Genomic DNA, 13,839 nt, shown 5'->3' with positions numbered 1-13,839 from the left:
TTGCTGTAAGCAAAGTGATTATTTAACTGATGTCCGCCATTTTTGGCGGACATCTTTATTGGAGGCGACATCATGGCTACAGGTCATATCTTTATTATCTTAATTCCTATTTTCTTTGTCATTTTAATTGGTTATTTTGCAGGTTTTTTTAAGGCTTTTAACCCAGCTTCATCTAAGGGATTAAATACACTGGTAACCAAATTCGCTTTACCTGCACACTTGTTTATTGGTATTACGACGACACCAAGAGAGACGTTAATCCAAAAGTGGCCCTTTCTTGTTGCATTGCTGCTTGGAGTGATCGGCTTTTACATTGTATTGCTCATCTTATATCGCTTAATTGCAAAAAAAGGTCTGACAGAATCCTCCATGTTCGCATTGAATTCAACACAGCCTTCTTTCGCATTCATGGGGATTCCGGTTTTGGGAAGCTTGTTCGGAAGTGCGGCGGTCGCCATTCCTATTGCGATTACCGGCATCGTCGTTAATGCGATTCTTGATCCGCTTGCAAGTATTTTGGGAACGGTCGGCCAGCGTAAATCAACAGAATCTGATGACACTAAAGGTAATTTATTTACAGTCACTATAAAATCTGTCCTTCATGGACTCAGCGAGCCGCTGGCTTGCGTACCCTTGATTGGTGTTGTATTGACTTTATGCGGATTCCAAGCTCCGAAGCTTTTGCAATCTATGTTTGATCAAATCGGCAATATTACTGCTGGTACGGCTCTATTTGCCATCGGGGTAACTATTGGAATTAAAAAGATTACGTTCAGTCCAAAAGCACTTAGTATCGCTGTACTGAAAGCGATCGTGATGCCTATGGTTATGCTCGGTATTGCTGTTCTGATCGGACTGTCCCCTGAGGATGTAACTAAAGCCGTACTGCTTGTCGCATTTCCCGGATCTGCTGTAGCCGCTATGATCGCGACCCGCTATGAATCACTGGAAACAGAAGCGGCATCTGCATTTGTTATAAGCTCAGTATTATCGCTCATTTCGCTCCCTCTGCTCATTTCACTACTTGTATAATGACAGAAAGCTTTCAACGTTCAGCGAAAGACTGTTATATATAATGGTTAAGGGCATTCGTTCGCCCTCATTTATCTTATTTTTTAAATATTGTCCAAACAATAAAGTGATTTAGTCATATTTGAGCTGAAAACCAGTATGATATCCCGTTTTGCTAGCAAGCGGCAACCTACATTTATTCCATGTGGGTTGCCTCTTTTTATTTTTGGTAAGCTTCCATACCTTTTGTTGGTTCTTATCATTATTTTCACTATCCATCAGTAAGTATATCCCAATTGTAATAATTCGCTAACATTTATAAAGGAAATTGACGAAATATATAAGGGATAGCTGTACTGTAGCATTAAATTAAAATTTAAAGGAGAAGAAACTTGTGAAAAACTTGAAGTGGAGCACTATGTCCTTTTTTGGTAAAAATCTATTAATATCTTTTCTTAACATCGTATTAATAGGTGCTATTCTTATCACATCTAGCTATATACTTCAAAAGAACATTCTCACCACGCAGCTGCAAGATCAGGTAAAAGTGTTGACCAAAAAATGGGCAGAAGATGTTGACAAAACAAAAGTACAACAAGCATTAAGCGAAAAAGATTATAACGGTTCTGCTCAACAAGAAATACGCAAATTTCTAGATTCCATTCACACATTTTATCCTAATGTCGCCCAAGCTTACATATTTGGGACAGAACTAAAAGAAGGAAATCAAACCTCCATTATTGGCGTTCCCACTAATTTGGTTCAAGCTTTCCAAAACTCGAAGATGAATATTGGGGATATGTACACGTTGCCTGACGAAAATGCAGACGCCGTAAATAAAATGCTTCAATCCAATGAATCAGCATTGAGCAGCTTTTATACGGACGAATATGGCACATGGACTACTATTGTTTATCCGATTACAGATGCAAGCGGTAAAGTCACAAGTGCAATTTACTTTGACGTAGATGCGAGCTCTGTACCTACGGGTCTTCATAAGTTGCTTGTATATGGTGTTTCACTGCTCATTCTGTTTCTTGCTATCTTCTTGACAATTCAATACTTGCTGGTAAAACGCACGCTCTCCCCGATTCGTTCCTTGATGAAGGGGATTGAAGAAGTCAGCGAGGGTAATCTGAATGTAAAAATCAAGACAGGCCTAGACGATCTTGGTATTATCAATCAAAAATTTAATTCAATGATCAAGCGCCTTAACGATACGATGGTGAAAGTACAGGATACGACGCAAGAAGTAACAGGATCAGCTCAGGAATTGTTAAGCATTAGCGAGAAAAATAGTACGAATACAAACATCATTAACAGCAATATTCGGGAAATAACTCAGGGACTTGAAGCTCAGGATCACGCAGCACTTGAAAGCTCCAGGGCTATGAATGAAATGTCTACAGTGATCCAAACCATTGCTGAAAGCTCCTCTTCTGTAGCGGATCAAGCTTATTCCATGGAAAAACGCTCCGTTGAAGGCAATCAGGTAGCCCAAAAGCTATCCACTCAAATGGACTCTATCTCCACTACAATGGGCAGTACAGTTGATTCGGTTAATGCACTGCAGAACCGTTCTAACGAAATCAGTAATATTGTAAGCATCATTACCGGCATTGCCAGCCAAACGAATCTGCTTGCTCTCAACGCTTCGATCGAAGCTGCCAGAGTGGGTGAAGAAGGCAAGGGTTTTGCAGTCGTAGCGGGAGAAGTGCGTAATTTGGCTGAACAATCTCAAGAGTCCGCCAAACAAATTGCAGAGCTTATTGAAGAAATTCAAAAAGAGATTGAACAAACTGTAAAAGGCATTAGCCTGGGTACAAAAGAAGTTCAGGTCGGACTGGAAGTTACGAAGCAGACAGGCGAAATGTTCTCTGAAATTTTAGAAGCGTCCAATAAAGTGTCATCACAAATCCAGGAGGTATCCAGTGCAACTGAGCAAATCTCGGCCAGCACGCAGGAAATGTCAGCTACCTCGGACGAGTTGTCTTCCACAGTTAGCAAAACAGTCAACAGCAGCAAACAAATTGAACAAACCATTGGGGAACAAACCGAGTCTATGGCTTCAATTGTCCAAGCTTCGGACAAGCTTACATCAATGTCCGGGGAGCTAGAAGAGCTCATTTCATTCTTCAAAGTAAACCGTGAAGTCTAAAACTATAACTATCCAATCCTCATAACAATAAAGAACCTCTAGTCTGCATAGAATGCACATTAGAGGTTCTTTGATATTTTACACACTTCTTTAGTTTAGAAAGCCTTCCAACGCTGAGGTCGGCTTGCCGTCAGCCTGCCAAGCACCTTTGTTATAACCTTGATTATAACCTGGGGTTGCAGCCGGCTCCCAATAAAATACGCCGACGCCTTTACCGCCTCCGATACTCCGAACCTTCGTTTTGATTGCAGAAATAAATGCCTTGGAAGCAGCAGGTTCATTATATTCCATTCCGATTTCACTGATGACAATGCCTTTACCATATTTTGCAATGAGACTATTGGCATTGGTAATCGTCTGATCCACCATACCCTGCCAGTCAGAGGAAGACGGATATAGAGACAGGCCAATAAGGTCGAACTGAGCTCCGTTTTCAATCAGTCCACCAATGTTCCAGTTTAAAACGGAACTGTTATCCCCATTAGCTAAATGCACGATTGTCTTGGTACTGCTGCTTACGGATTTAACAGCGTTATTCCCTGTATTGACGAGCCACGCATAGTTTTTCATATTCACAGAAGCTTTGCCATCATCCCAGAGCATTCCATTGTTCGTCTCATTGCCGATTTGCACCCAATCCGGTGTCACACCCTTGCTCTTCATCGTGTTCATTACATAGACAGTATGGGACCAGACCGCATCCATAAGTTGTGTAAATGTAAAATTGCGCCATGCGTAAGGCTTATTCTGCTGGCCTGGATCAGCCCAGGAATCGCTATAATGCAGGGTCAGCATAACGCTCATGCCTAACTTTTGGGCTCGCTGCGCAAGTTCTGCCGCCTTCTCAGCATTCATGTATCCGCTTGCATAATCCTTCATGTCAGGATTTACCCAGACGCGAATACGAACCGAATTGATCTGATAATCGTCCCGTAAAATTTGCAGAACGTCCCGGCGAACCCCTTTTTTATCCTTCCAGGTCATACCTTGGGCTTCCATCCCTGCGACCCAGCTTATATCTGCTCCTTTGGCGAAAGCAGGGGCGGCCGAAGCCGCACCCACTCCCACAGAGCCCAATGGGTACAAAAAGCTGGATAACAAGATCAACATCGCAAATACCATAGTACGTTTACCTGTTTTCATAAGTCATCCCCTATCTAAATTATATACTCACATTGCCTCTGGCCAATCCACTTGCTCCCTCACTCGGGAAACGACGGCGATCACATGTATAACGTGTTCTATTTATTGCGCTCTGCCTTTAAAACCTTAACAGCATAGGCACCCAGTTGAACGCTGCTATCTGCTATCACATCATTTTCAAGCAGATCCGAATAAGTTCGTCCATCCAGTGTAATCTTTTGCGGCTCATGCGTAAAATTCATTACAAAAATATAGTCATGAACTCCATCAGTACGAATCGCTGTATTCACCCCATGTGGCAACTGCACATCGAGTGCTTTACTGAGACCTGCATCATCAATTAAACTTTTGTAAAAATGACTATGGAATAGTCCAGTGTTGCGTGAAGCGATGTAATAAGCTTTTCCCTGTCCCAAACGGTTCACCGTCAAAGCCGGACGGCCTGCATAAAAGTCTGCTCCGTACTCAGCCAGTACCTCTGCACCCTCCGTATGAATGAGATCACACAATTCTACAGCTTCATATTCCCCTTGTAGATCCAGCTCATTGCCTTCAACCGGTATAATGTAATTACGATCATGATCATGCAATCCATCAATCTCTTCCGACCAGATCCCCAGCGTCTTACGAAGCGGTCCTGGAAAGCCTCCAAGAAAGCATAAATCATGTTCATCCACGATGCCGGACCAATAGGTTGCTACGAATATGCCCCCGTTTTCAACAAACTTCTGTATGCGCTCTCCTACACCGCTGCGAACCATATACAACATTGGAGCTACCAAAAGCTTATATTTGGAGAAATCTGCATCCATATGAATGACATCTACTGGCACTCCCTGCTCCCACAATGCCAAATAATGTGCTTCAGCTGTCTCCTCATATTTCACGCCTTTGTTCCGCGGTCCCTGTGAATCGTTGATTCCCCAACGGTTCTCCCAGTCAAAAATGACTGCGGCCTCAGCCGGTACGGATGTACCGATAACCTCTTCCAGTTTTTCCAGTGCATGACCGACATCTGTCACATCCCCGAATACCCGAGTATGCTCGTGTCCGACATGATCGACGACTGCACCATGCAGCTTTTCACTTGAACCGCGGCTTTTCCGCCACTGAAAATATTGAACGGTGTCTGAACCGTGCGCCACAGCCTGTAAAGACGATAGCAGATGCATACCTGGTCGCTTCAGCTTGCTAACGTCTTGCCAGTTCGTTAAGCTTGGCGTACTTTCCATGAGCATCCAGGGTTTCCCACCTTTAATGGAGCGAATAATATCGTGCATCATAGCCACTCTCGCAGCCTGACGGCTGTCATCCCCTTCACGGTCATGCCACGTCGGATAACTGTCCCAGGATATAACATCGAGCAGATCAGCAAACTTCCAGTAATTCAATCCTTCAAAAAACTCCATTAAATTGGTTGTGACTGGAATGTCCGGATTCGTAGCCTTGAGCGGCACAATCTCATGTTTGATAAAATCTGCGGTCTGTTCGGTTACAAATCGTCTCCAGTCCAAATTCATGGCATGAACCTGCGTTTCACCATGAGGTGCCGGAGATTCAACTTGGCTCCAGTCCGTAACTGTATGACTCCAAAATGTCGTCCACCATGCATGATTAAGATTATCTAACGTACCATATTTATCCTGCACCCAAGCGCGAAATGCCTCCTGACAATGATCACAGTGGCAGTCTCCACCAAATTCATTGGAAATGTGCCAGCCAATAACAGCAGGATGATTAGCATAACGCTCAGCCAGCTTCGTATTCATGATACGTACTTTTTCCCGGTAGACAGGCGACGTATAACAGTGGTTGTGTCTAAACCCATGTAAGTTACGGACACGGTTAGCCCCCACTCGCAGCACCTCGGGATATTTTTGCGACATCCAGGCTGGTCTTGCTCCGCTAGGAGTAGCCAAAAACGCATAAATTCCGTTTTCAGCAAACGAATCCAGAATACGATCCAGCCATTCAAACGTAAATACGCCCTCCTCAGGCTCTAATGAAACCCATGAGAAAATGCCGACAGACATCACGTTACATTTGGCTAGTTTCATCAAGCGGATATCCTCCGCTAATACCTCGGGATATTGCTGCCATTGCTCCGGGTTATAGTCCGCTCCATGCAGCATACGTGGAACTCGCTCACTAATGGGTGGGTACTTGGTTATGTTTGAATAGGTCATTACAAATCATCTCCTTGTATTAGTTCTATTACTCTTTGACGGAACCTAGTGTCATACCTTTAACAAAATACTTTTGTAAAAAAGGATATACAACAAGAATAGGCGCTGCACCAATGAAAATTTGTGCTGCATTGACCGTCGTTTGTGACAGTAATTCCATCTCTTTGGGACTCATGCTCATGGAACTCATGTCCTTCTGTATAATTACAGTTTGCAGGAACGTCGCCAGCGGATAATCCTTTGCATTGCTCAAATAGAGCAGACCGTCAAACCATGAGTTCCAATGAAATACCATACTGAACAGCGCAATCGTTGCAATGGAAGGCATGGATATTGGTAAGAAAATACTAAACAATGTCCGAAAATGCCCTGCTCCGTCGATCAATGCGGCCTCTTCCATCTCTTTGGGAATTCCTCTAAAAAAGTTCAGCATAAGAATGACCAGAAATGTATTGACCGCTCCTGGCAAAACAAGTACCCAGAAGCTGTCCATAAGATGGATCTTTTGAATAACCATATAGAATGGAACCAGACCACCGTTAAAAATCATACTAAATACAAACAGCCATGAATAAATGTTGCGACTGCGGAACACCGTTGTTTCCTTCGAAAGCGGATAAGCAGCTAAAAAGGTAATAAGTAGCGTCAAGCCGGTTCCCAATACAGTCCGACAGACAGAAATCCAGATGGAGTGGAGAAAAATCGGGTTATTCATCGTCTTCTTATAGGCTTCTAATGAAAACTGCACTGGCCACAGTCCAACCAGATTGGCATCTGCTGCTGATTTAGCACTAAATGATACTGCCAACACATGAATCAATGGAACGATACACATGATAGACAAAATCACTAGTAAGCAAATATTGAACACATTGAAAATGCGGTATGGCGTTGTTTTATGATACATGACTCTCCCTCTTTCAGCCTCGTGGAATCAGAATATGCGGTAACCTGCCCATTTGTAAGCAAGCCGATAAGATATCAGAATGAGAATCATACTGATAACGGATTTGAACAACCCAATGGCGGTAGCAAAGCCCATCTCCCCATTGATCAATGCTGTCCGATAGACGAATGTGTCAATAATATCGCCTTTTTGGTATACCAACGGATTATAAAGGTTGAAAATCTGGTCAAAACCGGCATTCAGAACATTACCAAGGGCGAGCGTCCCAACAACGACCACCATCGGAATCAATGAAGGTACAGTAATGTGCAGTGTCTGTCTCCATCGGCTCGCTCCATCCATTTCAGAAGCCTCATACAACGAAGGATTGATACCCGCCAGTGCAGCGAGGAATACGATGGTATTGTAGCCAAACTCTTTCCATATGTCAGATACAATGACGGTAAAACGAAACCAGTTGTTATCTCCCAGAAAGAAGATAGGCTGGATTCCTATACTTCCAAGAATCCGGTTCATAAATCCATCAGTAGCCAACAGATCAATCAGAATTCCGCCCAAGATAACCCATGACAGAAAATGTGGCAGATACACCAATGTCTGAATGGAGCGCTGAAGTCCGACCTTGCGAATTTCATTCAGCAGTATAGCAAAAACAAACGGAACCAACAGATTGAAAAACATCTTTAACACAGCAATAATCAGCGTGTTCCATACGACCTGAAGACTGTCCTCCCGTTGAAACAAAAAGCGGAAATTATCAAGTCCAACCCATTCGGAACCAGTTATGCCTAGCCAAGGCTTGTAATTTTGAAAGGCCATCACGATGCCGCCCATCGGAATGTAGCTGAATACAATTAGGAAAATGATGGATGGCAGCAGCATGATATGAAATGGCCACGTACGTTGCAGACTTCTCATTGCAGTTCCTCCTGTAACTCTCATGGTATACCTTAATTATAAAAGCGTTTTCGCAGTCCCAACAGTTCAAAAAACCAACATACATGGCACAAAAGCAATCATTTTAATTAATCCGTGTGAAGCTTAAGTAAAAAGGCTGTCCACCTTGGGACAGCCCTCCTAATTTGTTTCACAACATCGACAACTTTTACTTTTCTACGCTCTTATACCATTCGTTTACTTCATTTGTAATTTGTTCGCCACCAGCGGCTTTCCACGTCTGTACAAAGGTATCAAAAGCAGAAATCGGCTGTTTGCCATAAATAATTTCATTGAAGGTCTGGCTTTCAATCTTATCCAGGTAATCTTTTTTAGCCTTCATGGTTGGCGTAGTTGGTCCTGTGAACTGATCTTTCATAGAGATATCCTTTTGTTCCATAAGCACTTTGGCCGCTGCGGGAGTGTCTTTCCCGTAATTCACCATTACATCTTTCTCCAGTCTGGTTTTCGGTTCTGCACCGTCAGCCAAGCTTAACAAAGCCTTCATTTGGGCATCAGGGATACGTGCACCATCACGAACCAGCAAATAACGAATAGAGTTTACATAACCGCCTGGTATTTTATCAATAGACATCAGCTTTCCATTGGCATCTAAATCATAATCGTAGCCCTTAAACAGCCCATTCGACAAGTCACCGTCCGGTTTGGCATTTGCATAATGGTCAAACAAGTAATTTTGATACGTGAAGAAAGCTTCAGGATGCTGCATTTGTTTGTTGATGAGTACGACACCATTGGTGTACTGCGTTCCATGGCGCATAGCTTTGTTGTCAGGTCCCGCTGGAATCTTGATCGGCTTCCATACAGCACTCGGCGCATTTTTAACCGTATCCTGGAGCGGCCAACCGCTCATCCAATATGGTCCTGGAATCATCCCGGCTGTCCCTGCAACTGTAGGTTCTGCCGTTTTATTTTCATCCCACAATGCTGCTTCCTGAGGAATATATCCTTTTTTGAGCCACTCGCTCAGCTTTTGCAGACCCGGCTTCATGCCAGGCTGAACAGAGCCATATTCCAAGCTACCGTTTGCACCTTTGTTCCACTGTTGGGGTAGTGTGCCATAAGCTCCGAAAATCCAGGATGGGTCACCCATCCATGTGTTCATGGATGTTTTGAAACCGATGCTGAGCGGGGTCACTTTGTCCGGAGCCAGTCCGTCTGGATTTTTGTTTTTAAAGGCATCCATCACTTTTTCCAGATCATCTATCGTCTCCGGAGCCTTCATCCCCAGCTTATCCAACCAATCTTGTCGTACCCACAATACATAATCATGGTTATAAGCGAAATCAAGCACAGGGATACCCATTTTTTTACCATCTCGGCTATACTGATTCCATACGTTCGTATCCTGACTCATGGCCTGCTTCCAAGAATTCGAAGCATATTTATCGAACAACGGGCCCACTTCAGCGAACATACCGGAATCGATCATATCCTGGGCCAGCTGCTCATTCTCTGTCCCCAGTACAACGACATCAGGCATCTCCTGACCGGAGGACATCGCCAACCGCAGCTTGGTCGCAAAAGCACCATTTGTATCCGTGACAGACCAGAGTGATTTTACATTAATACCAAATTTCTCTTTGGCCCATTTTGTCGCAACGTTATTTTCGATAGATTCGCCATTTTTAAATTTTAAGGCGGGATCTACACCCCATACCGTGGATATTGTAACTTCTGGGTTGTATTTTTCTTTGTATACGTTTTCAGTTTTAGCTGTGCTGTCCGCATTCCCATCATTTCCTGCACCTGAGCAGCCCACAAGGCCAACCCCTAATACCATAGTTGCGGCGAGCAACGACAATAGCTTTTTTTTCGAATGAACTCGCATCTTGTTCCCCCTCTAAAAATCATTTTCTACTCTTTTATTATAAGAGGGCTTTTCTTAGCAGCCTATGTCACAAAATAAATATTTCTGCACCTTTCTCAACTGATCTTTACTCATTTGTCTTTACTGGTCCCGAAATTCATGCGGAGTCATTCCATAATGCTTTTTGAACATCTTGCTGAAATATTGGGGATTCTGATAGCCGAGTTCAGTGGTTATTTCATATATTTTTTTGTTGGAATATTTGAGCAAATAAAGAGCCCGTTCCATTCTCATTCGGATAATATAATCTCCCAGGCCTTCTCCAGTTTCAGCTTTATAGATTTTAGATAAATAGACGGGATGAAGATAAACTTGGTCGGCAATCGTCTTAACAGACAGCTCCTGCCCTTTATCCTGGGCGATCAGCTCCTGGACCTGCTTGACCACATAGCTTTTGGCGCTTTGCTCGCTTGCAGACCACTCGGCTTTAAGCTTGTTCATCATGGAAAATATCCACTCTTTGAGGTGTGGGAACGAATGAACCAATTTCTGCGCATGTAACGGATCAAAGCCTACTTGGTCCATCTGTGTAATGAAACGTCCTTGTTTGTGAGCTGTATACATAAAGGCGCTCGTTACCGAAATAAACAGTTCATATAAATGCTCGCGTGTATATCCCGCCTCTTCCATTTTGCCAAATACACGGCTTACTTTTGCTTCGGCCTCTTCCCATTGCCTGGACTCTAGCAGATGAGTAAGCGTAGGGTGCGTATAAAGCCCCTCCAGCGACTTCACTGAGTTGTGTGACTGTTCTGTCTGCTCTTCTATGAATAGGAGTGGATTCGTCTCCTCCTGTTGGTTCCAATATAAGGATCTGATCGCTGTCTGATATAGCTTAGGCAGCTCATCCGGGAAATGAAACCAATTGGTTAATGTGACGTAAATTTCCCCTTTCAAGTAATTGCTCACATTTTTTCGAAAGGTTTCAATCGCTGCACGCAAAAAATGATTCTGCTCATCCAGAGTCCGTTTAGGAAACAAATCCCAATTCCCTTCTATTAATACGATTAGGCAATCATGTGGCGCTTTGCAATGCCAAACATGAAAATCAGGAGCGAACACTTCTTCTGCAATATTCCCAATCGCATACTCAATTAAGGACACTGAGTGATAATCCATGTCAGAAAATTGCTTGCCCAGCTGAATAAGCAGCATACTGGCAGGATGTTCTGTGCGTAGCTTGATTTCATACTCGGACATTTTGTCCTTTATTTTTTGTAAAGTTAAATCACGCCCGAGTAACAAATCGTGCATCAAATGAGTGCGCAGCACACCGTAATCGTTCCTGCGACTGTATTGTAATTGATGAACCTTGTCGAATGCTTCCCATTCTTCCTTTAGCGAATCCATGGCAGCTGACACACATTTGATAAACTCTTCATCATCCACCGGCTTTAAAATGTAATCAAAAGCCTTAAGCTGGAGCGCTTTTTTAGCGTATTCAAAATCAGCATAGCCTGTCAGTAATAAACTACGGATATGCGGCCAACGCTCGTTTACTTCAACAATCAACTCCAATCCCGTCATGCCGGGCATACGAATATCCGTAACCAGAATATCAATGTCGTATGCTTCCAGCACATCTATTGCTGCCAAGGCAGAAGCTGCTTGATGAACCTTCTCGATTCCCAACATCTCCCACGGTATAGTAGCCGCCAGGCTTTCAGTAACATAGCTTTCATCATCCACTAGTAATATCTGAACCATCAGTATCCTCCAATTTACTATTTCTTGAATTTGACGAAGAATGGATCAAACCGTCTTCCTGCCCTTCTTCAATTGACAGTGGCCATTTTAAAATCACTCTCAATCCTCCCAACGGAGACAACGAGAATTCCAAGCCCGCGTTTTCACCAAAATGTAACCGCATTCGTTGGTGCACATTCCATAAACCATAACCACTTTTTTCTTCTACAGGTTTCTCTAGTGCTAATGTAAGGGACGTTATACCTTCATCACTCAAACCGAGCCCGTTATCATCTACAATCAAGTACATGGATGAGCCGACACACTCAGTCATAATACGGATGATCCCCTCCTCCGCCTGAGGTTCTATTCCGTGCAACACCGCATTTTCCACCAGGGGTTGCAACACAAGCGGTGGAACCAGCAGAGGATTGGCCTGTGAAGAAATATCAATAGTGAACGTTAACCGTGGCATACGCATCTGCTGAATTTTCAAATAATATTGCACAAACTCGACTTCATCTGATAAAGGAACCAAATCTCTTTCCTGTCTTGTCGTATAGCGATAATATTTGGATAAATTATGAGCCATGGCCACGACTGCCTCATGATTGCGCAACTTTGCCATACTCGTAATAAAGGAAAAACAATTATAAAAAAAATGGGGATTGATTTGAGACTGGAGCTGCTTTAGACGCGCTTCCTTCACATGCAGCTTCTCAACGTAAACTTTCTCAAACAGCTCCTGAATCTGTTCGACCATCAGGTTGAATTGACGTGACAGAAATGCAAACTCGTGACTCCCCTTAGGACTCAAACGAACAGCGTAGTCTCCATCCTTTAATCTCCGAAATGCCCGCACAAGCTGGAGAATCGGGACTTGTACCTGTGAGTGAAGGAGATAAGCACCAATGATGCCTACCAGTAGTGAGCCAACAACGGTTATATAAAATAGTCGGTTAGATGAGTAAATCGGAGACATCATATCGGACAAAGGCATGTAGTCAATCAAATACCAGCCTGTCGTTTGCGAAAGAACGGCGTGAACAAGGTAACTCTCTTCTCCAATTTTCACGGTCAAATTATCAACTTCATGTAATCCCAATTTCTCCAGTTTCGCAATCAGCTGGCTTGACAATTCTGCATTTGCAGAGCGATTATAAATCACTCCTACGCCTTTTTTATAATAAAAAGGCTCCTTTCGTCCATCGCCTTTAAAGCGGTCAAGCATGTCCTGAATATTGCTGCTATCGAATTCCACTTTAATAATCGTGTTAGCGGTTTCCGGATTAGCTAGAGAGGAAAACGGGGATAAGGTATACAATGAAAATATAAATTGATCCTTACCGTACACTCTTTTCTTAGATACCTGCCAGCCGTTTGTAATCGATTGATTTAATACCTTCTGATCATAATAACTGGCTCCATTTTCCGATACAACTCGTCCAAGTGAAGGGGAATATATACTCAGCCCTGTTCTCCAGTTAGAAGAGCTTTCCTGAAGCCCAAGCTTGGTTTGAATCCGCTTGACCAGGTTAATTCCATCCAGATTGAGAGTCTTGTCCTTTAAAAAAATCGCTTGGAAACTGGCAACATCAGGATCATGAATCAGCAGGTGCGGCCAGGAAGAAATCATTTCAATATTCGTATTCACCTGGTTTTGAAAAAAAGTTAGCTGATTATAATTGGATTGATTCAGTTCCTCACGTAATACACCTGTCGTTGTCTGATTAGAGTAGACATACAGAAGCAGCACAGGTATCAGCAATACGATAACGATGGACACGATTTTAGTATAAAAATTAAATTTAAACATGAGTTTCACACATCCTCTGCACAAAAAACAGGCATACTTAAAAGGTATGCCAGAGCCCTGACCTTCGTTGCCGCCACTACATACTATACATTATTAAGGGTTGGC

Annotated in this window: 9 protein-coding genes; 2 read left to right on the top strand and 7 right to left on the bottom strand. The window is 43.2% G+C overall.

Annotation, left to right across the window (positions count from 1 at the left end; all coding sequences use genetic code 11):
- The first annotated feature begins 72 nt into the window (after positions 1-72).
- Positions 73-1,032: an AEC family transporter gene (locus ACXHJ2_RS07365; protein WP_013371910.1), complete on the top strand. Its 960-nt coding sequence runs from the start codon at positions 73-75 to the stop codon at positions 1,030-1,032.
- 373 nt (positions 1,033-1,405) lie between these two features.
- Entirely contained in the window at positions 1,406-3,169 is a 1,764-nt protein-coding gene (locus tag ACXHJ2_RS07360) for a methyl-accepting chemotaxis protein (protein ID WP_025678998.1), read from the top strand.
- Positions 3,170-3,259: 90 nt separating this feature from the next.
- Here the strand turns inward: ACXHJ2_RS07360 and ACXHJ2_RS07355 are convergent, their stop codons facing one another.
- The 7 genes from ACXHJ2_RS07355 to ACXHJ2_RS07325 form a co-directional block, all read right to left on the bottom strand.
- Entirely contained in the window at positions 3,260-4,312 is a 1,053-nt protein-coding gene (locus tag ACXHJ2_RS07355; protein ID WP_165079636.1) for a glycoside hydrolase family 53 protein, read from the bottom strand.
- A gap of 98 nt (positions 4,313-4,410) precedes the next feature.
- Positions 4,411-6,498 carry a beta-galactosidase gene (locus tag ACXHJ2_RS07350; protein ID WP_165079635.1) on the bottom strand — a complete coding sequence of 696 codons (2,088 nt, stop codon included), beginning with the start codon at positions 6,496-6,498 and terminating at the stop codon, positions 4,411-4,413.
- Positions 6,499-6,526: 28 nt separating this feature from the next.
- A complete protein-coding gene (locus ACXHJ2_RS07345) occupies positions 6,527-7,405 on the bottom strand; it encodes a carbohydrate ABC transporter permease (RefSeq protein ID WP_013371914.1) in 879 nt (292 codons plus the stop codon).
- 27 nt (positions 7,406-7,432) lie between these two features.
- Entirely contained in the window at positions 7,433-8,323 is an 891-nt protein-coding gene (locus tag ACXHJ2_RS07340; RefSeq protein WP_165079634.1) for an ABC transporter permease, read from the bottom strand.
- A gap of 187 nt (positions 8,324-8,510) precedes the next feature.
- Complete coding sequence (locus ACXHJ2_RS07335) at positions 8,511-10,193, bottom strand: type 2 periplasmic-binding domain-containing protein (protein ID WP_165079633.1); 1,683 nt, start codon at positions 10,191-10,193, stop codon at positions 8,511-8,513.
- A 120-nt stretch (positions 10,194-10,313) separates the two neighbouring features.
- Complete coding sequence (locus ACXHJ2_RS07330) at positions 10,314-11,939, bottom strand: response regulator transcription factor (protein ID WP_165079632.1); 1,626 nt, start codon at positions 11,937-11,939, stop codon at positions 10,314-10,316.
- On the bottom strand, positions 11,914-13,734 hold the full coding sequence (locus tag ACXHJ2_RS07325) for a sensor histidine kinase (protein WP_058712101.1): 1,821 nt from the start codon (positions 13,732-13,734) through the stop codon (positions 11,914-11,916). Before ACXHJ2_RS07325 ends, ACXHJ2_RS07330 begins: the two co-directional genes overlap by 26 nt.
- Between the last annotated feature and the right edge of the window lie 105 nt (positions 13,735-13,839).

The sequence above is a fragment of the Paenibacillus sp. ALE3 genome (assembly GCF_054113405.1).
The sequence above is the reverse complement of the archived record's forward strand: the minus strand, read 5'-3'. Positions and strand labels throughout refer to the sequence as shown.

Excerpts from the sequence above, each read along its gene's own strand:
- ACXHJ2_RS07365 (WP_013371910.1), top strand. The coding sequence starts at position 73 with ATGGCTACAGGTCATATCTTTATTATCTTAATTCCTATTTTCTTTGTC.
- ACXHJ2_RS07355 (WP_165079636.1), bottom strand. The coding sequence starts at position 4,312 with ATGAAAACAGGTAAACGTACTATGGTATTTGCGATGTTGATCTTGTTA.
- ACXHJ2_RS07350 (WP_165079635.1), bottom strand. The coding sequence starts at position 6,498 with ATGACCTATTCAAACATAACCAAGTACCCACCCATTAGTGAGCGAGTT.
- ACXHJ2_RS07345 (WP_013371914.1), bottom strand. The coding sequence starts at position 7,405 with ATGTATCATAAAACAACGCCATACCGCATTTTCAATGTGTTCAATATT.
- ACXHJ2_RS07340 (WP_165079634.1), bottom strand. The coding sequence starts at position 8,323 with ATGAGAAGTCTGCAACGTACGTGGCCATTTCATATCATGCTGCTGCCA.
- ACXHJ2_RS07335 (WP_165079633.1), bottom strand. The coding sequence starts at position 10,193 with ATGCGAGTTCATTCGAAAAAAAAGCTATTGTCGTTGCTCGCCGCAACT.
- ACXHJ2_RS07330 (WP_165079632.1), bottom strand. The coding sequence starts at position 11,939 with ATGGTTCAGATATTACTAGTGGATGATGAAAGCTATGTTACTGAAAGC.
- ACXHJ2_RS07325 (WP_058712101.1), bottom strand. The coding sequence starts at position 13,734 with ATGTTTAAATTTAATTTTTATACTAAAATCGTGTCCATCGTTATCGTA.